The organism is Lysinibacillus sphaericus, assembly GCF_002982115.1.
GTDB classification, from domain to species: Bacteria; Bacillota; Bacilli; order Bacillales_A; family Planococcaceae; genus Lysinibacillus; species Lysinibacillus sphaericus.
The window spans coordinates 1,417,631-1,440,212 of the sequence record NZ_CP019980.1 but is presented as its reverse complement, the minus strand read 5'-3'; the positions used below and the strand labels follow the sequence as shown (position 1 = coordinate 1,440,212).

Genomic DNA, 22,582 nt, shown 5'->3' with positions numbered 1-22,582 from the left:
CTTCTAATACCATAAATGGAATCGAGATAAGCTACTTCCTAAAAAGAAATTTACGACAACTAATAAATAAGCATAAATATGAACCCACGCATAATTAGTGCCCGTCAGCTTACTTTTACGATTCACATATAAAATACAACAATATAATACTAAAATGATAAAGGACCCTATTATCTTCGCATCAAAGATAGATAAACTCTCTAATCTTAATAATGCCCATTCAAAGCCTAATATTAAACTTATGAATAACATTGGAATCCCTATAAAAAATGATACGTTCATCCAATTGCTCGTTTGCTGTAATGATGGCAAACGTGTCCATAATTGTGACCATTTTTTCTTTTTTAATAAGCGATATAAAACTAAATATAATATCGCAAATACAAAAGTTAACGTGAAAGCAGCATACGATAATATCGCAAATGAAATATGGATAAAGAGCATTTCCGAAATTAATGTATCCCCTACTGCTCCTGTTGGCCTTTTCGGCATAAATGTAAAAATACTAGCAAATAAAAATCCTAATATATTGATAATAAATACTGGTAAATCGACTCTCGCTATACAATGGAGAATAATCGATAATGTTACTAACAACCAAGAATAGAACAGAATTCCTTCATATAAAGATAAAATCGGGAAACGCTTTGTTTCGATAAAAGTTAGTATAATAATGGCACTTTGAATCACCCATACAAATGAAACAAGCCAAAAAGCAATCCGCCTTGCACGTACTTGTTTATAAAAGTAATCAGTAAAGTAAAACACTAGACTGATCGCATACAAGACGATCATCACTTCATAGAGCCTTGTCATTGTCAAATCAGCCAATGGACATCCCTTCTTTATTTCAAAAAGTGCTAAAGCTACTATAAACAGTATCCCAGCCTAAAAAAGACGTTTTCGTATCTTTAGTTTACCATACAGATACGAAAACGCCTCATGTAATTTCAAGTTCGCACACGTCAGCAAAACCATGCAAAAAGCAAAAATTTGCTACATGACTCAAATCGTGAGCCTCAAGCGATTGTGGAGCTCGAATGTCTAGACATCTTAGAAAGAGTACTTTGGTTCAGTAGGTGTTTGCGATGATCGTAAACGTTCTTTACGCTCAAGCTCTTGCTTGCTCATCATATCCACTTCATCTTCCACAGCATCCTCTATGCCAAAAATTTGTTGGAATAAACGTAACTGTTCATTTGCTTTTGGTGAATTTGCCATTTCCTTAGCTTGTAAAATTGGCTCTTTTAACAATTGATTAATAATTGATTTTGTATGCTTACTTAAAATCTTACGTTCTCGATCCGTTAACTCTGGCATTTTATTTTCAATACTGATCATTGTTTCTTGTTGAATTTGGTTTGCTTTTTTACGTAAAGCTGAAATGACTGGCACGACACCAAGCGTTGCAAACCAATCTTTAAATTGAACAACTTCTTTATCAATCATTTGCGTAATTTCCGCTGCCGCACGTTCGCGCTCTGCTAAGTTAGCTTCAACAATACCTTGTAAATCATCGATATCATATAAGAATACGTTTGGCAGATCACCAACACGTGGATCAATATCACGGGGTACCGCAATATCGACCATAAACAGTGGTTTACCTTTACGCAAACGTTCAACAAGTTGCATGAGCTCATAATCAATGACAAAATCTGTCGCACCTGTGGACGTAATTAAAATATCCGCTTCAAGTAGTGAGCATTGTAATTCCCTCATTGACTTCGCTTCACCTTGGAACTTGGCTGCTAAACTTTCAGCTTTTTCAAAAGTACGATTAATAACCGTCACTTTTCCTACGCCGTTACCATACAAGTTCTCGATAGCAAGTTCACCCATTTTACCTGCCCCTAAAATAGCGACGTGCTTGCGTTGTAAAGATCCAAAAATTTTCTTTGCTAATTCTACTGCTGCATAAGAAACAGATACCGCATTCTCCCCAATAGCTGTTTCACTATGTGCTCGCTTCGCAAATGTAACTGCTTGTTTAAATAACTGATTGTAGACCGTACCTGTCGTCCCAATCTCTTGTCCATTTAAGAAGCTTTTTTTCACTTGTCCTAAAATTTGTGTTTCACCAAGCACCATTGAATCAATTCCAGCTGTAACTTTAAATAAATGTTCTAATGCCTCATCTTCTTCTCGAATTGTTAAGTAAGAAGAAAAAGTCTCCACAGGCAAGTTGAACCAATTTGCTAAAAATTGCTTCACAAAGTGACGTCCAGTATGCAATTGATCGACGACTGCATATATTTCTGTTCGATTACAAGTTGAAACGATAACATTTTCCAATATGCTTTTTTGTTTTTGCAGCGCTTCCATTGCTTGCGGTAACTCGCTTTCTACGAAAGATAGCTTTTCCCTAATTTCAACTGGCGCTGATTTATAATTCAAGCCTACTACGATGGTATGCATGAATAACACCTCACACGTTCTAATTCACAAATCTCATTATAGCACAGTTCGACAATAGTTCATCTATTATTTGTGAACATGTCATGAAGAACTATAATTCATTTTCTACTTTAGAATTATTATAAACTAAGTTTAACAAATTATACGTATTGTATCAAATTTTAAAACTGCATACGAGTAATGCTGGTTTCGCTATGTCAAGGAAAGTTCAAAAATAGAATGGTCTGCTAGATAGCTTTCTCTAAAAATGGCATTGAACTCTTTTACACAATAGAAAAAACTGTAGACAAACTAAAACTTGCATCTAGTCGTCTACAGTCGAATCGCTCCTCATTGAGCACTTTTATGAATTTGTAATTTTAACAGTTTTTTGCGAAATTACTTTTCCGTCTTTATCATAAGCTAAAAACTCGATGTCGCCATTGACTTTAAAGTCAACCATAGTTTGAACATTTTTCGTCAACATAAACACACTATCGCTACGCTTTTTAAGATCAAATTGAACATCACCGCTGACAGAGGAATAACGAACAACGACATTTGCAACATTTGGACAATTACTATCAATTCTTGCATTCATCGTAATATATCCTTTTCGGATGGATACTGTCGCTTCCTCAAATAAATCATCAGGGTTGATACAGCTTGAAGGCGCAGTTTTACATAGAATCGCATCAATTATTTTTTGAGCGACCTGATGGAACTGGTAATTATCAATTGCATGATAATATGTGCCACCTGTTTCCGTAGCCATTTGTGTCAGAATTGCCTCATTAATTTGGTTTTTCTTACCCATACTTACAGTGTAAATTTTGATGCCTTTCTTTTTCGCATCATTAATTACTTTTGTCATTTTTGATTTACTTGTTTTTCCATCAGATACAACAATAATGGATTTAGAAGTTTTTGTATCATTTGAGAATTTAGTAAGAGCTAATTCTATACCCGTAAAAATATCTGTAGCTCCCTTATCCGTCGATGTACGATACAGGTCTTTCTTTAAGACATTATCTGTACTGCCTTCACCTAATACAGTTGCACTTGTGTTCGTTTCAATGACAATATTATTTTTCGCCTGAATTTGATTGATTACTTCCATCATTTTTGTACCGCGATAATTCGTTTGGTCGATACGTTTCATAGAAGAAGAGTAATCAACTACATATGCGACTTCAGTTGCTAAACTACAAGCATTTTTACTAAAGTAAGGATTTGTAAAAATTTCTTTTGTAATCGTTTTATCTGTAATAGACTTCAATATTGTTGCATAACGTGGGTCAACTTTATTGACAAGAGTAGCTTCTATTTTAGATTTCCCATAAATAATCGAGTCAAAGTAAGCGACTGCAGTCCCTGGCCCACCTGTATTATTCAAATAATCCGAAGTATTTGTGACAAAGGATGCCGTTTTTTCTACACCATCAAATTTGATTTTTACCGTTCCTTGATAATCCGTAATTGGTTCTCCACCTGGACGAACTAACGTTACCATAACTTGTGTATATCGGTCCTTACCAGATGGTCTTGCCGCAGCATCTGCACTTTCTTTTAACGCCTCAACACGTTTTTTATAAGCTTCTACTTGTCCTAGTAATTTACCGCCTTGGTATTTTAATAATACGGTACGTTCATAATTACTTAAGCCCGTTAATATAGCATAAATTTTCATAACACTATCATAATGCTCTAATGTTAAATTCTTTTCTTCTGGCATATATTTTGGACTCATTAACTGAATAATCGTACCTACTGGATTGATATTTTCCACTTGTGAAGCAATATTATCATCGATTCCTTGGATTCGATAAATTGGACGACCATCCTCTGAAATCATATACATAATCTCAGTCTTCGCTGGTGTCGTCACAGAATCTTTTAAACGCTCGTTCAATATTTTTTCAAATAAATATACAGAGATATTATAGTTTTCAAATTGTAAAATCGCATTCTCATATCCAAGAGCAGGATACTTCGGATCGGCGCCACCATATTGTAAATACATATTTTGTACAACGCCTAGAGAATTGGTAACATTTGTTTGTTGTCCAATACTAAAACGCTTTTCATCTGCATCAGGATTTAATGGCACGGGACCGTAAACATCAATTACATTTTCAGTGAAAAACTCCGGTGGCTTTTCATATTGTACATAAGGTGGTGTTATAGTACCATTGTCATCTGTATTCGTTGGGTCATACACTTTAAAGTCAATGCGTAATTCTGGCTGTGGCGCGTAACGCACGTGTGCATTTAATTTTTCTCCAACCAGACACTTCATGCTAGGGTCTGTGTTGTTAATAAGTTCAAAACTAATCGTATCACGTACTGATTTTGTAAGCTTTTTCGCTTTAACAAACGCTGTTACAGTTGAACCGTCCGATTGAACGTTGCGAACAGCTTCACCAGCTGAATTGACAATATCAGCTCCCTCTGAAGACGTTACACGGAACGTATAGGACTTATCATCAGCAATCGGGTCACCGTTACATGCCTTTAAAGATACTGTAATCGCCGTCATATCCTCACCGTTTGCAATTAAATCTGGTTTTTCAACTTCAATACTTTGCAGAGCATTATTGACATAGTCAGGACCTGTAAAATCACTATCATTATCCTTCGGTTCTTCAAACTCTCCGCTATTCGAACCCATAAAGCCTGCTGGTAAAGTTACTTTATCATTATCACGACCTGCTGCAGATTTTTTCAAACCTAGGACAGCAAAGGAACCGTTTTGTACACTACGATATAAAAACTCGGCTGCATCACCACGAGATAGTTTCGTAGAGGGATTAAAATCAGCAAATGTTTTTTTGCCTGTATTGCCAGTTGAAATATCATTTGTATATAAATATTGTACTGCCTGTGGTTCATCTAAATCTAAACCTTTAAATGCAGCATATATACGTGCAAAGTGACCTCGTGTAATGGCTTTTGAACGATTTGCCATTACATGTGTACCTTCGAATGGCAAATATAAATCACTATAAAAATTATAGGCAACACTTTCGTTATATGATAACGCATAGTTTTTATCAAGCTTTGCAAACATTGTGACAAGCTCTCGCTCTGTTACTTGCTCGTTTGGCAAAAAGTTATTCGCACCATTTAATGCTAATAAATCATTATCAACTGCCCAAGAAATAGCTTTGTATTTACTATCAGTTGTCGGCACATCTTGAATCGTTGTAGCAGCTAGTGAGACCATTGGTGTTACAGTCATAAAGGCTAGTACAAAACAGGCCAATAATAGCAATGCCTTTTTCGCATATTGCATTCCTTTCAGTCCTTTCATTAGTTAAAGAATAATATATCATCTCGGTAGTTTTGTTTTAAATCATTCTCTAAATAGTTTAAGAATCGCTCAAGCACAGCAGATGCTTGGGCACGAGTTAATGGTTGGTTTGGATTAAATCGGCCCGTTACAGGGTCGCCTGTCATAAGACCAAGCTCATTGACGATATAAATACCATCTCTTGAATAGTTAGGAATTTGTGCATCATCTTTAAATTTTGTAACATAGCCAGGATCTGGCGCTTTGTTTTCAAGCCCTAATGCACGGACAAATATTGCCGCAGCTTGCGCACGTGTAATCGCATTATCTGGTTTAAAATAATCTGGTGTCACACCTTTAATAATGCCTTTGTTGACTGCCGATTCAATATAGGCATAATCTTTCATCGTACGTTTAACATCTTTAAAGACACTTGTTGATGTTTTTTTCGTATTCTTTTCTTCCATTACACGCAGGTCAACTGCTTTACCAATGGCGATAGTAAAGTCAATTCGTTTCATCGGCGTATTTGGTGAAAAGAAATTACTTGTATCGGAATAAATCCCTAATGAGTATAGTTTTTCGATAGCAGCTTTTGCATAATGATTCGACAAGTCACGGAATTTCGGAATAATAAGACGTTCGATTGTCGGCGTAAATTCTGTATTTAAATCCACTTTGCCTTTTTGTCCAGAAGCTAAATCATACGTATATTCTGAAATTACGTCCTTTTCACTAACGACCGCATAGCCTCCATCAAAGCTTGCTAAACTGCCTGGATTTTCCTCATAATTGAGCACGCGTGATTTGCTCGTTGATAGGCGATTTTTCACATGGCTTGTTGTGCCATCACTGTACGAATAAACAGATTCAGTAATTTGCGTTTCAGTTGCTCCCCAGAAATTTTCGTACCCGGCATGACGACTATCTGTTTCTATTATTACTGTATTTGTTTTTGCAGTCTTACCAGAGCCTGTCTGAAATGTATATGTTTTTCTTGAAATAACATTTCCTGAATAATAATCAGATGCTGCGCGGTTATCTGTTACAGTTCCTTGTGAAAACTGGTAGTCTGCTAATGTATACGTTATTTTGCCGACTACAATTTTCTCAGAGTACTTTTTCACAACACCATTCGAGGTCTTTTGCCCAATCGTAGCATAGTTAACAACATCTGATTCATAAGCTATATTTCTTGTTAATGTCGCGCCATTACTTGCTGTTAATTTTAAACTATACGTTTCTGTTAATTTCCCTTTTGATTCTTTTTGAGTAATTTTAATATCTTTACTCGTCCCTTTAAAAATAATGGGTGTTCCAGTAATGAACACGGCTTCTTCGTATGTATATTCATTTTTTACCGCACCAGTTGTTTCCACCGATGTGGCAGAAGCATCTGCTAGTATGCTGGTCCCCATAACGAACACCATCATTAACGCTAACAGCACTTTCAATACCTGTTTTCGCATCTGTTTTTTTCCCTCTCTTTCTTCCCATGCATATGCACAGATGAAGCTATCCCTACATAGAGAGATAGCTTCCATCTTATTAATCTACTAGAATGAAATGTGCCTTTACAAAACGGTCAGATAGTACGACTAAACGATCGGAAGGTTTCAAATCAGATGGTTGAATAACTTTCCCTGCTTTAATAAGCGTCGCTTGATCAATATTCATATCAACCATTTGGCCTGCCTCATACCAACGACCATTTTGCCATTGACTCACACTTTTCACATTAATAGTAGCTGGATATGTCGATTTTACTGACTGAAGTTTACCTACTAGCATTAATGGAGCAACTGGTTTTGCATTATCTAACATGTGAAGAGCTTGTACATGCCCGTTGTTCACATAGAAGTAACCGTAATCCCCTTCTGATAAATACAGTTCAATATCTGGCATTACACTATATGTTTTATTGCCATCATCAACCTTTGCCTTTGTCGTATTACTCACAGATAGTACAGTCTTATCTGTTTTCTTGAACACATTTGATTCGATTTTCATTGCATCATCAATTTCAATTAAATAGCCATCCGCTTGAGTTAAACGTCCATAATATAATTCATGTGATGCTAAGTTTGGTGACATAAAGCTATCGCTTGTTACATCCACCACTTGTGCATAATGATCACGAGCAGTACCGTCAGTAATAACAAACGCAGTACCATATGCTAATAATCCTGTTGGTTGAACAAAACGGCCATTGCGAATCAAAATTGATCCATCATGGAAGTACAGCGTGCCCGCATTTTTCAGCTTTAATAATTGGTAATCTGTATCGACTGCAATCATTGGCTCATAGTACGTACGTTCATTATTTTTCAATACAACAATCTTCTCAATAACCTCTTTACCAAATTGCTTCACTGTCGCGTAATATGCTTCACTACCAATATAATTTTTCAACTGACCTTTTTCTATTTTCGTATTTCCAACGTAAATAGGAACCTTTGTAGAAAAACTCATTGTAGATAGTGCAGTTGTTGACGCTGTACCAAATTGCCAGTTCACAAAGGCATTTTGATTTTTAACCGTTAATTTGTTCGCATTGATATTAACCGATTGTATTTCACCTTTGTAAAGATTTTCAACTAATGTTCCTGTCTCACTAATATCTACTTTTGTCACAATCGAAGTACTTGTATTTTTCAGATGAAGCTTTACACGATCTCCTACATACAGTCCACTAATATCAACTGATGAGGAAGCTTTTTGAAACGCTGTATCCTTATTCAAATAATATGTAGTTTCTTTACCGACATCTGGCTTTACCATAATGAACATACCATTAGGATCAATGCTTGTGATTACGCCAGCTATCGTTTTAGGATTTTGTGCGACTGTTGTCGTTTCCTCAGTAGTATTGGAAGTACCACGAAGTTCCACTACACTACGCAGCGAGATTTCAGCTTCTACTTTCATACCTAGTTTAAAACCTTCAATCGTTGTTTCCGTATTATTGATGTACAGGCGGGCACTATTGCTAATATTGTATGTGACTTGGCGACCACTCGCATTTTCTAAAGTGATTTTACTTAGCTGTTTTTCTACTTGCCCACTTGCATTCGTATATTCTGAATAAGTTACATCTACGAAGGTTCCTGTTACTAACTGTGCGGCCTGAACAGTTGGTAATGATGGTAAACTAAATACCATTAAACATAGAACGATCAATATGTATGGAATCTTCTTCAACAATTCCCGCCTCCTTATAAAATTGTTATTTATCAATAGTATATCGTATTATTGGTAGTTTTTCTTATTCAAAAAGTTACATTTTCACATGTTTTTCTATTTTTTCGAATCTACCATAGACATAAAGGAAGAGGTAGCTTCCAATTTCAAGCTACCCTGCCAACATCATACTTGGATATCAATTGTATGTCCGGCTGTTGGATGTGGAGCATCTAACATTTCAACTAACTGTTCAGTGTTTTGCTGTTGCATCTCCATCGCTTGCTTTGTAACAGCTAAAGAGACATTTTGCATAAGATTTGATTGATTCATTGCGATAGATAAAGCTGCAATATCCATTCTAGTCCACCTCCTATTTCATTTATCGGCTAATTTTAGCGTTCATCAAGCAATTTTCTTATATTTGTCCATAACTTTCATGCTAGTAATTAAAAGTGTCAAAGCGCTTTTCATGAAAAATAATCGCTACGAAATGCTTCCACATAAAAACAAAAAACATCTACTGTGCTACATAAGACGCAATAGATGTTTTTAGTTTACATTTTATTTTCAATTGTTCGCCAAGCTTCTTCAAAACCGATACCTTTTTCTGAAGAGAACACAATGAGCGGATCATTTTTATCCATATCTAATGTTTCCTTGACAACTTTTTTATGCTTATCCCACTTACCTTTTGGAATTTTATCTGCCTTCGTTGCAATAACGATACAAGGAATACTGTAATGTTTTAAAAAATCATACATCATACGATCATCAGCAGTTGGAGGATGACGTAAGTCTACAATTTGAACGACCGCTTTTAATTCTTCACGGCCCGTAATGTAACGTTCAATCATTTTCCCCCAAGCTTCACGCTCGGTTTTTGAAACTTTGGCATAACCATATCCCGGAACATCGACGAAAAACAGTTGTTCTTCGATTTTGTAAAAATTTAGCGTTTGTGTCTTCCCAGGTTTAGAAGAAATACGCGCTAACGCTTTACGTCCAATCATTCTGTTAATGAAAGATGATTTCCCAACATTTGAGCGACCTGCTAATGCAAATTCTGGCAGTCCATCTTCTGGGTATTGGTCCGGTCTTACTGCACTTATGACCATTTCGACATTATGGACTTTCATTTCTTTAAAAACCTCCGTCTAGTGCAATTGCTAATACTTCATCAGCAGATGACACTAGTTTAAATGTTAAATTTTCGCGTACACTTTCAGGAATATCTTCAATATCACGTTCATTATCTTTTGGACAAATGATCGTTGTTAAGCCTGCTCGGTGTGCACTTAATGTTTTTTCTTTCAAACCGCCAATTGGTAGGACGCGACCACGTAATGTAATTTCACCTGTCATGCCTACTTCACGACGAATCGGGCGATGTAAAATCGCAGAAACTATTGCTGTTGCCATCGTAATACCTGCTGAAGGGCCATCCTTTGGTACTGCGCCTTCTGGTACATGGATGTGGATATCATGTGTCTCGAAATATTCCGAATCCACATGAAGTTCTTCTATTTTTGTACGTACATAGGACAATGCAGTTTGTGCCGATTCCTTCATAACATCTCCGAGTTTCCCCGTTAGCTGTATTTTTCCTTTACCAGGAGTTAAAGAAACCTCGATTTGCAACGTATCACCACCAACGGTTGTATACGCTAGCCCAGTTGCCACACCAATCTGATTTTCCTCTTCTGCTTGTCCATAGCGGAAACGGTGTTTTCCAAGGTATTCGATAACCGATTTTGAACTTACAGTAACACGTTTCTTTTCCCCAGACACAATAACTTTAGCGATTTTACGGCATAGCGTTGCGATTTGACGCTCTAAGCCACGAACCCCCGCCTCACGCGTATAATAGCGGATGATATCCAGCACCGCTTCATCTTTGATAACAACTTGTGTTTTCTTCAAGCCGTGTTCTTTTAATTGCTTTGGTATCAAATGATTTTTTGTAATTTGAGCCTTTTCAATTTCTGTATAGCCAGCAATTGAGATAACTTCCATACGGTCCAACAAAGGCCCAGGGATTGTACTTAAATCATTGGCTGTCGCAATGAATAAAACGTTAGATAAATCGTATGGTTCTTCAATGTAATGGTCGCTAAATGTGTTGTTTTGCGCAGGGTCCAACACTTCTAGCATTGCCGCTGCAGGGTCTCCTCGGAAATCATTAGACATTTTATCGATTTCATCAAGTAAAAATACCGGATTAATCGTACCTGCTTTTTTCATCCCTTGAATAATACGACCTGGCATAGCACCAACATACGTACGACGATGTCCGCGAATTTCAGATTCATCGCGCACGCCACCTAAAGAAATACGAATAAATTTGCGATCTAAACTTTCTGCAATTGAACGTGCCAATGAAGTTTTACCTACACCTGGAGGGCCAGCTAAACAAAGAATTGGACCACGTAATGAATTTTTTAACTGACGCACAGCTAAATATTCTAGCACACGTTCCTTTACTTTATCTAACCCATCATGATCGCGGTTTAAAATTTCCTCAGCATGCGTAATATTCATTCGATCCTCGGTTGCCTTTGTCCAAGGTAAGGATACTAACCAGTCAATGTAATTGCGAATAACACCACTTTCCGCGCTAGCACTCGGCAATTTTTCATATCGATCAAGCTCTTTTAATGCCGCTTCTTTTGTCGAATCAGGCATGCCTGTTTCATCGATTTGTTTACGCAATTCCGCAACTTCACCAGTTTTTCCTTCTCGATCCCCTAGCTCTGTTTGAATAGCTTTCATTTGTTCGCGTAAGTAATATTCTTTTTGCGTACGCTCCATCGATTGCTTTACTTTCGTATTAATCTTCTTTTCAAGGTCCAGCACCTCTTGTTCATCATGCAAGCGAATAATTAAATGATCTAAACGTTTTTTAACATTTAACATTTCTAAAACTTCTTGTTTATCCGCAATTTTGATTGGTAAATGAGAGGCTATAATATCAGCAAGGCGGCTTGGTTCTTCAATATCAGCCACTGTATTAATCGTTTCTGTCGTGATTTTGTTGGAGGATTTAGCGTATCTTTCAAAATACGTTAACAATGTACGCATTAAGGCTTGCGTTTCCACATCTTTCTCAACTTTATCCTCTTTTACATCAATATCAACAACTGTAAATTTCTCTAATGCTTGATAATTAGACCAAGTTGCACGCGCAACACCTTCAACTAAAATACGTAGTGTGCCGTTTGGCAATTTAAGCATTTGCTTTACATACGCCATCGTACCGACTTGATATAAATCCTGTTCTTCTGGCTGTTCATCGTGCATTTCTTTTTGTGTCACCAATAAAATCAATTGGTCCTCTAACATTGCTTGTTCAAGCGCCGCTACAGAACGATTTCTACCCACATCAATATGTAACACCATCGACGGGTATACTAAAAGTCCACGTAAAGGCAATAATGGTACATTTGTTGTTTTTTGAATTGTTACCATGCGGGTATTCACCTCCGTCAAAAATTTTCTTGTTCACAATCCCGCGCTTCTAGTATGTGTTTAAAAAACCGATTCACACTATCTATTCAAACGAGCCAAAAATTTCATCTATTTACAGTCGCCGGCTTTATGTATGAATAAAAAGCTGACTCTCGATATGTGCGAACATTGCACAATCGAAGTCAGCTAAGTTACTCTTTTTCTCATAACAATAGACAGCTTTGTCTGTTTATTATGCTGAAGTTTTTGTGTCGCTACCTTCATCGAGTTCAGTGCCATCTTCAAGAAGCAATTTCGGTTTCTCTTTATCCGTAATTGTTTTTGCCGTAATGATACATTTTTTCACGTCATCACGTGAAGGTAATTCGTACATTACTTCAAGCATTGTTGACTCAATAATTGAACGAAGACCACGTGCACCTGTTTTACGCTCAATTGCTTCCTTTGCAATTTCAGAAAGGGCACCTTCATCAAACTCAAGCTCAACACCATCTAGTTCAAGCATTTTTTGATATTGCTTCGCTAGCGCATTTTTTGGTTCCGTCAAAATTTGTACAAGTGCAGCCTCATTCAATTGTTCTAGGCTTGCAAGTACTGGCAAACGACCGATGAATTCTGGAATTAGACCAAATTTCAACAAATCTTCAGGAATTAATTTCGACATTAATGAACCTTCGTCCACTTCAACTTTATTAGGATCTGAACCGAAACCAATCACTTTTTCACCTTGACGACGTTTAATGATGGATTCAATACCATCAAATGCTCCGCCTACGATAAATAAAATATTTGTTGTATCAATTTGTAAAAACTCTTGGTGTGGATGTTTACGTCCGCCCTGAGGAGGCACACTTGCAACAGTACCTTCTAAAATTTTTAGCAATGCCTGTTGGACACCTTCTCCAGAAACATCACGTGTAATCGATGGATTTTCTGATTTACGTGCAACTTTATCGATTTCATCAATATAGATAATCCCTTTTTCTGCACGTTCGATATCATAATCTGCTGATTGGATTAATTTTAATAAGATATTTTCAACGTCTTCACCTACATAACCAGCTTCTGTCAAAGAAGTAGCGTCTGCAATTGCGAATGGAACGTTTAATATACGTGCTAATGTTTGAGCTAATAATGTTTTACCGCTACCAGTTGGGCCGATTAACACAATGTTCGATTTTGCTAATTCTACATCATCAATTTTACTGTTTGTATTGATGCGTTTGTAGTGATTGTAAACCGCAACCGCTAAGGCTTTTTTAGCACGCTCTTGTCCAATAACATACTCATTTAAAATCGATAAGATTTCTTTCGGTTTCGGAATATCTTGGAAATCGATTTCTTCCTCAACACCTAGTTCTTCTACAACGATTTCTGAACAAAGTTCGATACATTCATCACAAATATAAACACCAGGACCTGCAACTAATTTACGTACTTGTTCCTGCGGCTTCCCACAGAATGAGCATTTTAAATTGCCTTTTTCATCATTAAATTTGAACAATATGTTTCACCCCTATTCAAGCTACAATCTTACAAGATTATTGAATCATTATCAAATAAATTGATTGCAACATTTACGTCATGGCGCAAATGCATCTAAATTTTGAATTATTTTCAAGTCTATTCAAACGATCTACCAGTTAGCTAAGTAATTGCAGCATTTGCGCAAAAACATTAATGGCTCTCTACTTGCTTTTCTGCAAATAATTCGTGTTGATGCGAGCTTTCAGACGAACCCATGACAACTGTCTGATTTTTCAGCTTCATTTTCGAGGTTTTAGCTCCCTCAGTCGTAAAACCTAAGTGCGTTCTTCTTCCATTTTAACGGAGACACTATACTACTGCTACTTGTCGGCTTTACTACAATGAAGTTAAAGTTTAGCATCGTGTAAAAAATTAAACAACAATACTATGTATAAGATATTAACTAAAGTTGCCTCCAAAAGCATAACAGTTAGTAAAAATTGGATTTTTTCATTCCTCGACCTTGAGAGGTTGGGGCCCCTTTAGTCTAAACTAAAAAGCTATGTGTGATAAAACAAGGCACGGTTTAACGCCGTACCTTGTTTTCTTAATTTTTCTATCTAGTTACGTTAAAAAATCTTATTCAGTAATTTTAGCGTTTTCTACTAAAAATTCAACTGTTTTTTGGATTTTGATATCATTTTCAAGAACAGCAGTACCGCCTAGTGCACCAGTAATTTGTTCTTTCGTCATATTGAATTGAGCTGCCATTTTTTCTAATTCAGCTTCGATGTCAGCTTCAGTAGCTTCAATTTTTTCAGCGTCAGCGATTGCTTCAAGTGTTAATGAAACACGTACACGGCTTTCAGCTTCTTCTTTCATTTGACCACGTAAATCTTCTTCTGATTGACCAGAGAATTGGTAGTATAGCTCTAGGTTCATACCTTGCGTTTGTAAACGTTGACCGAACTCTTGTAACATGCGATCTGTTTCAGAGTTAACCATTCCAGCTGGTACTTCAAACTCTGCATTGTCAGCAGCTTTTTCTACTAATTCATCACGAAGTGTAGCGTCTGATTCAGCTTGTTTTTGTGATGCTGTTTGTTCTTTAATTTTTGCACGTAATGCTTCTACGCCTTCAACTTCTGGATCTAATTCTTTTGCAAACTCATCGTTTAGCTCTGGAAGTACTTTTGTTTTTACTTCTTTTACAGTCACTTTGAAAGTAGCTTCTTTACCAGCTAATTCAGCAGCGTGGTATTCTTCTGGGAAAGTTACAACAACGTCTTTTGCTTCGCCAGCTTTCACACCTACTAATTGCTCTTCAAATCCAGGAATAAATGAGCCTGAACCGATTTCTAATGGGTAATCTTCGCCTTTTCCGCCTTCAAACGCTTCTTCACCTACAAAACCTTCAAAGTCAATTACCGCTGTGTCGCCTTCTACGATCGCTTCATCTTCTTTGATTTCAAGTTCAGCTTTACGAGCTAATTGCTCTTGGATTTGCGCTTCAACTTCTTCGTCTGTTACTTCAACTGGAAGTTTCGTAACTTCTAAGCCTTTGTAGTCGCCAAGTTTTGGTTCTGGTTTCACTGTTACTTGTGCAGTGAATGAGAAATCTTGACCATGTACGAAGTTTTCTGTACCAGAAATTTCTGGGTAATCAACTGGCATAATACCAGCTTCGTCGATTGCTTTTGCATAAGAATCTGGAACGATGATTTCTAAAGCATCTTGGTATAAAGATTCAATTCCAAAACGTTGTTCAAACATTTTACGAGGCATTTTACCTTTACGGAAACCTGGTACGTTAATTTGTTTTACAACTTTTTTGAATGCTTGGTCCATCGCTGCGTCTACTTCTGCAGCTGGTACTTCAATTGTTAGAGTACCGATATTACCTTCTTGTTTTTCCCATTTTGCTGACATGTATAAATACCTCCAAAATAATCTAATTTCAATCACGCTTGACGTAATTGCGTCCGGATTTGTTTGAAAAATCCGCAACATATGCCAGCGACTTAACATTTAGCTCAAGTTTTCATACCCTACTAGAAAGTTAAAGCCATTGACATTAAATCCGCCTACTCATGTGAAGTAGAGGATTGGGTTGATCAATTTTAAATGTTAGACAATTTATTCGTAACTACGATTTTGACAACCATTTTAGTATATCATAGATGCGTATAGTTTCAACTTATTTCATACTTCATGGAGTTCTGTTAGTTTTTCTAACATTTGTAAAAAGTCAATGATTTCATAGTCCATTTCCTGAACCTTACCAAGCATCGATTGTACAAAATCTATATAGCTATATGCAATATCATCGGCTTCAAAAGGAAACCATTCAAATGGATAAGTAACAATAGCATGCTTAGCCATTAAATATTGTACCATTTCCAACGTTGATGGGTCTTGTTCTAATTTAGATTCGATAATTTTTTTTATGTCATTATATTGTTTTAATTGATTTGGCAGTGCCAGATGTATTGGATTGACCGTTTTTGTTTGTTTAAATTTTGAAACGATGATATCAATCGAAACTTCTTGCTCAACAAGTAATATTAACGCAAGACTTTGCACAAATGGGTGGATATCAGCACATTCGATAATAGCCTTTAAGGGTTTTTTTAATTGTCGTACATTCGTATCCATTAAACGATGCAGTCGCAACGATTGTTCATTTGGTGTTAGTGCACTAAACTTCTCCAAGTCATATTCTTGTTCTTCAATAAGTTCTTGTACAGCCTCTCTTTGTTGAAGCTTTTTAGCCACTTCACTATTTATACTTTTTAAGCGTTCGAATTTTTCTAGTTGTGCTTCAGGAAGTACTTTTTCTTCTATCAAAGTAGTTATTATGGACTCCACTTGATGGTATTCCTTCAACTGCATACATATTGTAATGTATAGTTCCATTACTTCCACATACATTGAGGTGCCTAGAGCTAGCAGTTGTTCACACACTTCTTTTGCCTTCACATAACCCTTCAGCTCATATAAAGCATAGGCATAGGCACATAAGGCTTTTTCATCTCCACTTTCATATAAAAACGCCTTTTCAAAGCATGCGACCGCATCTTCATATTGGTATTTTTCCGCAAACATATGACCCTCTCGAATTAATGTTTGGATGGCACCAGGAAAAACAACAATATTGTCATGTTTAATAACATGACGCTTATGCTTTGTCATTTTCTCACCTCTTTAGATTTACTAATTGTTTATTTTTAACAAAAACTATTGAATTTCTATTCATATTTTGTAATAAATTGAATTATAATTAATAATACCCATATTTTTTCATTCATAACAGACATTGCTATATTCATTGTCAGCAAGACCAATACAAGTTGTTCACAAGGAGTGTAATACATGCCATTAATGGATACAATCATGGAATTTGAAAGTCGCATCTCCCCCGTTTTTGAGGAATTATCTATTAAAGTTATATCAATTACGACAGCACACGGTCCGCTACAAGATTATTCAATTGACTTTGAATTTTTTACACAGACAAAATTAAATACATTTACAAAAGAAGCAACGACACATATTACAAGTATGCATGGGAATATTCCTGGCTCCATCTCTATTGGCCATCAACATCAAGCGTCACTTTTTATTATTCCCCAAAGCGTTCATATTGAATGCAACTATAAACTTTTGCAAATTGACACTAATGATATGAAACGTATTTTACAGCATCCTCATCCCACTCTCTATTATAGTGAGTGGCTTTTAGATGCCATCAAAAATGCTAGTATCCTTATGGAATTAAAAACAAATCAAAATACAATGATTGAATGGCCACTCGGCATCAAATCGGCTGTTATTTTATAGGAAGCAAAACTAATTCCGTTTATGTATATCGAGTATAAAGTGATAATAGGGTTGTTTGACTTCTGCCTACAATAGCGTTTCCCCTCTCCCATAAAGTGAAACATACGAGGAACCTTAAACTACGCTCTCACATAGGGAGAAACTTGCAATGAAAATAACATCATAAACGTTAGGACGAGCTAAACTCCTGTCTTATACATTAAAACTACATTTAACCGAACCTTGGGCATACTACAAGTATGTCTTTTTGTCGTGCATCAACGATGGTTGTCCAGCCTTTGCGCTATTATCATATCAGCTTTCTTTAGATTGCGGTATTCCTATTGTGAAAGTAACCATTAAATAATTCGCTACAGACAAATTTCTTGAGTAAAAATGTATAATGAACGAGAGATTTATTTTTGGAGGCATTCATCATGGAGATTAAAGAAACATTACAAACATTTTCATCTATGACCCTATCAGCACGACAAGCATTTTTTAACAAGGAGGGCGAATGGCTACTAAAGGAAATGTTAGCGCATATCGGTTCAACAGACGCAGAACTACGCGATCACCTTATCTATAGAATATTTATCGACTTATTGAGTGATAATTTACTAAGCGCTCAGCAACTACAATATTTATTTGACACAGCAACCGGTGAAGATTTCTTATACGCTAACATTGGAGAACAAATGACGGATAGTGTTTTCACCCGCTCTTTTTCAGCTTTACTAGTAGCGAGCATTTTGGCAAAAGATAGTGAACTCCTTATTTTAGATGACGCAAGCTTACAATCTTTCTTTAAAAAAATAGGGCGTTATTTGTTACTTGAAAATGATACAAGAGGTTATATAGAAGGTAAAGGCTGGGCACACAGTGTTGCACACGGAGCAGATTTAGCGGCAATAACAATTAAACATCCGAAATTTGATTTGCAACACGCTCCTTCTATTTTACATGCATTCAAACTAGTAACTTGGAAAGATGTTGTTTTCATCAACGACGAGGAAGAACGCTTAGTCAATATAATTGAAGCATTATTAGCAAGGAATTATTCTGAGGAAGCACTATCCGAATGGGTAGAGCAAGTTTTTGATAAATTCGAAATGCATTTAGTAACACAAGGCTATAATCAACGCTTTTTTAGTGGGCGTACTTGTACATTGAACGCAATGAAGACTTTGTATTTCGCTTTAAAAATGAATAACCTAGCACCAAAACTTCAAAACACACTGTATTTGCAAATTGCAAAGTGGTTGAAGCTCGGTTCCTAAATGAAGGACAGAACATCCAACGCATTTGGATGTTCTTTTTTTCGAATACTAATATTAATATACTAATATTTGTTAATTTTTCAAATCGTTTAATTATGTTAACATAATTTCAACAATGTTCCAATATACCCCTTTATAATCATCCCTTACATAGAAAATTTATCCTTTCAGGTACCTAAAACCGACTTTTCTCATACTCCTTTTTTAGATAAAACGCAACTAAAATGTATCAAAAACACAGTCGCATCATGGACTTTATTACAAAACATCGTCTAAAATGTGAAATGATAATTTTCACAAAAAATTTGTTTACTTAGTTAAATACGACAAACGCAGTATTTTCAACGTTTATACAGTGTTAATTTAACAAAACCTTAAAATACCAATAGTAAAATAGCTTTTTTTGTTCAAAAAATGTTCATAATCACCCCCTATTCATTATCAGTTCTATAATTAAATATTTTTTTTTCTGGTGCTGCGGGCGTATAATCCTATATGCAAACAAAGACATGATGCGACCATCTACATTGAAGAATTGTCCATTTTATGGTGCATACATCATCATGTTTGTGAACGCTTGCAAAAGACCAATCATTTACTAGACTTAATGCTTCATATTGAACCATGCCATTGTCATTGTTAATGCAAACGTATTTGATTGGTACATCAGATAAAAGAGGTGACCTCAATACCCACTATTTATAAATGTGAATCAATACTACTACACATGAAATTTATGAATAGCCGTTTTATAGAAAGGAGTCAAACATGAATAAAAAATTTAGCTTAATGTTATTAGCATTTGGCGCTATCGCAATCCTTTCTGGTTGTGAACCATTAACTGTTTTCAATCCAAAAGGACCAAATGCTCAAACATTATCAAACACAATTATTTTATCCATTATTACAATGGCAGTTATTTTACTAGTCGTGTATGTGCTTTTTGCATTTATGCTAACAAAATACCGTGCATCAAAAGCTTCTGCCGATTATGAGCCACCTCATGAAGAAGGTAGTCATGTACTAGAAATTACATGGACAGTTATTCCTATTATTATCGTAGCATTCCTAGCAATTGTTACTGTAAAAACTACTAGTACGGTAGAAACAACACCAGAAGGTTATGACAATAAAGAACCACTAGTTATCTATGCAGCATCTTCAAACTGGAAATGGCACTTCAGCTATCCAGAGCAAGGTATTGAAACTGTGAACTATGTAAACATTCCAACAGATCGTCCTATTGAATTCAAACTGTATTCATTCGGACCAATTACAAGTTTCTGGATTCCACAGTTAGCGGGTCAAAAATATGCGATGAGTGACATGTTAACAACTATTCACCTTGCAGCTGATGAAGTTGGCTCATTCATGGGACGTAACTCAAACTTTAATGGTCGTGGATTTGCGGAAATGGAATTTGAAGCACAATCTATGACACAAGCAGACTTCGATCAATGGGTTAAAGACGTAAAAGCGAACGAAAAACCATTAACTGAAGAAAAATTCAAAGAATTATTAGCAGCTGAACATGTAGGTCGTTCAAGCTACTCTTCTACTCACTTAGATTTCAGCCCTGCACCAATGGCACATGGTGATATGGATATGGGGGGTATGGACCATGGTGACATGGACATGTCTGACGAAGATATGAACCATGAAAATATGGACCATTCCAAAAAAGATGCCGAAACACATTCACACTAATTTCCAAATTTGAAAGGAGCGCATCCTATGAGTATGGAAGAATTATTCCATCCACTGCAAGAACCGATGATTTTAGGCGCAGCTATTAGTATCGTAGTTGGTGCAGTAGTTGTCGTAGCAGGCCTTACGTATTTTAAAAAATGGGGCTACTTCTATAAAAACTGGCTATCAACAGTCGATCATAAAAAAATCGGTATTATGTATATCGCCGTTGCACTTTTAATGCTATTCCGCGGTGGTATCGACGCACTTTTAATGCGTGCACAAACAGCAGTCCCTGATAACGGACTACTTGATGCACAACACTATAATGAGATTTTCACTACGCACGGTTTAATCATGATTTTATTCATGGCGATGCCATTTGTTATCGGTTTAATGAACATCGTTATTCCATTACAAATCGGTGCACGTGACGTTGCGTTCCCACGTCTAAACGCTGTCAGCTTCTGGGCATTCGCAGCAGGTTGTGGTTTACTGAACCTATCATTCATTATTGGTGGTTCACCAGATTCAGGTTGGACAGCTTATTTCCCATTAGCGGGTACAGAATTTAGTCCAACTGTTGGGAACAACTATTATTCTTTAGCACTACAATTATCAGGTATTGGTACGTTATTGACTGGTGTTAACTTCATCACGACTATCTTTAAAATGCGTGCTCCTGGTATGACTTTAATGAAAATGCCAATGTTTACTTGGTCAATTTTAATTACAAACGTTATTATCGTATTTGCATTCCCAGTATTAACTGTAGCACTTGCATTAATGATGTTAGACCGTCAATTCGGTACAAAATTCTTTGCGATGACAGATGGCGGTATGGACATGCTTTGGGCCAACCTATTCTGGGTTTGGGGACATCCTGAAGTTTACATCGTTATTCTTCCTGCCTTCGGTATTTTCTCTGAAGTCATTGCAACATTTGCTCGTAAAAACTTATACGGTTACAAATCAATGGTAATGAGTATGGTTGTTATTTCATTACTATCATTCTTAGTATGGGCCCACCACTTCTATACAATGGGTCACGGCGTTATGGTAAACAGTGTATTCTCTATTACAACAATGGCGATTGCTGTTCCAACCGGGGTTAAGATGTTCAACTGGTTGCTCACAATGAGGCACGGTAAGATTCAATTTACTACCCCAATGCTTTATGCACTTGGCTTTATCCCGATTTTCACAATCGGTGGGGTTACAGGTGTAATGCTCGCAATGGCAAGTGCCGACTATCAATATCATAATACGATGTTCTTAGTTGCCCACTTCCACTATGTATTAATTCCAGGTACAGTATTTGGTGTACTTGCAGGTTACCACTTCTGGTGGCCAAAAATGTTCGGTTTCCGTTTAAATGAGAAATTAGGGAAAGCTGGTTTCTGGTTTATCGCTATCAGCTTCAACGTAGCGTTCTTCCCTCTATTCATTTTAGGTTTAGATGGTTACGCTCGTCGTATGTACACTTACTCTGAATCTACTGGTTACGGTCCACTTAACTTGCTATCGTTCATCGGTGCACTTGGACTTGCAGTCGGCTTTGCGTTAATTTGCTATAACATTTACTACAGCTGGAAACATATGCCACGTAACGAAAAAGCAGATGTGTGGGATGGTCGTTCATTAGAATGGGCTACTCATTCTCCAGTTCCTGAATACAACTTTGCAGTAGTACCAACAATTACACGTTTAGATGAGTTCTGGTTTGCGAAAAAAGAAGGTCGCGATATTACTGCAGGTAAAATCGAGAAAATCCACATGCCTAACAACACAGGTACGCCTTTCTGGACAAGTGGTTTCTTATTCCTAGCAGCATTCTTCGCAGTATTTAGTCTTTGGATTCCAGCCATCATCAGCATGCTTGTTGTATTTGGCTTCATGGCTCATCGTTCATTTGAAGATGATCATGGTCGTTACATTTCAGTTGAAGAAATTATGGAAACTGAAAAAAGTTTGAGAGGTGATAAATAAT

At 36.6% G+C, this 22,582-nt stretch carries 15 protein-coding genes; 4 read left to right on the top strand and 11 right to left on the bottom strand.

The window, feature by feature from the left end:
* Positions 1-3: 3 nt before the first annotated feature.
* The 11 genes from ccsA to LS41612_RS07125 form a co-directional block, all read right to left on the bottom strand.
* A complete protein-coding gene (gene ccsA / locus LS41612_RS07175; protein ID WP_024363203.1) occupies positions 4-831 on the bottom strand; it encodes a cytochrome c biogenesis protein CcsA in 828 nt (275 codons plus the stop codon).
* A 222-nt stretch (positions 832-1,053) separates the two neighbouring features.
* On the bottom strand, positions 1,054-2,418 hold the full coding sequence (gene hemA / locus LS41612_RS07170) for a glutamyl-tRNA reductase (protein WP_024363204.1): 1,365 nt from the start codon (positions 2,416-2,418) through the stop codon (positions 1,054-1,056).
* A 343-nt stretch (positions 2,419-2,761) separates the two neighbouring features.
* Positions 2,762-5,692, bottom strand: a complete 2,931-nt coding sequence (locus tag LS41612_RS07165; RefSeq protein WP_024363205.1) for a VWA domain-containing protein — start codon at positions 5,690-5,692, stop codon at positions 2,762-2,764.
* Positions 5,693-5,709: 17 nt separating this feature from the next.
* A complete protein-coding gene (locus LS41612_RS07160) occupies positions 5,710-7,158 on the bottom strand; it encodes an S-layer homology domain-containing protein (protein WP_024363206.1) in 1,449 nt (482 codons plus the stop codon).
* A gap of 79 nt (positions 7,159-7,237) precedes the next feature.
* Positions 7,238-8,890: a hypothetical protein gene (locus tag LS41612_RS07155; protein ID WP_024363207.1), complete on the bottom strand. Its 1,653-nt coding sequence runs from the start codon at positions 8,888-8,890 to the stop codon at positions 7,238-7,240.
* 165 nt (positions 8,891-9,055) lie between these two features.
* Positions 9,056-9,229, bottom strand: a complete 174-nt coding sequence (locus LS41612_RS07150; RefSeq protein WP_080653334.1) for a YjfB family protein — start codon at positions 9,227-9,229, stop codon at positions 9,056-9,058.
* 197 nt (positions 9,230-9,426) lie between these two features.
* Positions 9,427-10,008 (bottom strand): ribosome biogenesis GTP-binding protein YihA/YsxC, encoded by a 582-nt coding sequence (gene yihA, locus LS41612_RS07145; RefSeq protein WP_024363208.1) that lies wholly within the window; start codon positions 10,006-10,008, stop codon positions 9,427-9,429.
* Positions 10,009-10,012: 4 nt separating this feature from the next.
* Positions 10,013-12,337, bottom strand: coding sequence for an endopeptidase La (gene lon / locus LS41612_RS07140; protein ID WP_024363209.1), 2,325 nt, complete (start codon positions 12,335-12,337; stop codon positions 10,013-10,015).
* Between the two features lie 232 nt (positions 12,338-12,569).
* Positions 12,570-13,841, bottom strand: coding sequence for an ATP-dependent protease ATP-binding subunit ClpX (gene clpX, locus LS41612_RS07135; protein WP_024363210.1), 1,272 nt, complete (start codon positions 13,839-13,841; stop codon positions 12,570-12,572).
* Between the two features lie 602 nt (positions 13,842-14,443).
* Positions 14,444-15,733 carry a trigger factor gene (tig, locus tag LS41612_RS07130; RefSeq protein ID WP_024363211.1) on the bottom strand — a complete coding sequence of 430 codons (1,290 nt, stop codon included), beginning with the start codon at positions 15,731-15,733 and terminating at the stop codon, positions 14,444-14,446.
* A 273-nt stretch (positions 15,734-16,006) separates the two neighbouring features.
* Entirely contained in the window at positions 16,007-16,996 is a 990-nt protein-coding gene (locus LS41612_RS07125; protein WP_024363212.1) for a DUF3196 family protein, read from the bottom strand.
* Positions 16,997-17,176: 180 nt separating this feature from the next.
* On the opposite strand from LS41612_RS07125, the gene LS41612_RS07120 reads away from it, so the two are divergent.
* The 4 genes from LS41612_RS07120 (at position 17,177) to qoxB (ending at position 22,581) form a co-directional block, all read left to right on the top strand.
* Positions 17,177-17,644 carry a hypothetical protein gene (locus LS41612_RS07120; RefSeq protein ID WP_024363213.1) on the top strand — a complete coding sequence of 156 codons (468 nt, stop codon included), beginning with the start codon at positions 17,177-17,179 and terminating at the stop codon, positions 17,642-17,644.
* A 416-nt stretch (positions 17,645-18,060) separates the two neighbouring features.
* Complete coding sequence (locus tag LS41612_RS07115) at positions 18,061-18,903, top strand: DUF2785 domain-containing protein (protein WP_024363214.1); 843 nt, start codon at positions 18,061-18,063, stop codon at positions 18,901-18,903.
* A gap of 768 nt (positions 18,904-19,671) precedes the next feature.
* Complete coding sequence (qoxA, locus tag LS41612_RS07110) at positions 19,672-20,610, top strand: cytochrome aa3 quinol oxidase subunit II (protein ID WP_024363215.1); 939 nt, start codon at positions 19,672-19,674, stop codon at positions 20,608-20,610.
* Positions 20,611-20,637: 27 nt separating this feature from the next.
* Positions 20,638-22,581, top strand: coding sequence for a cytochrome aa3 quinol oxidase subunit I (gene qoxB, locus LS41612_RS07105; RefSeq protein ID WP_024363216.1), 1,944 nt, complete (start codon positions 20,638-20,640; stop codon positions 22,579-22,581).
* Position 22,582 lies beyond the last annotated feature (1 nt).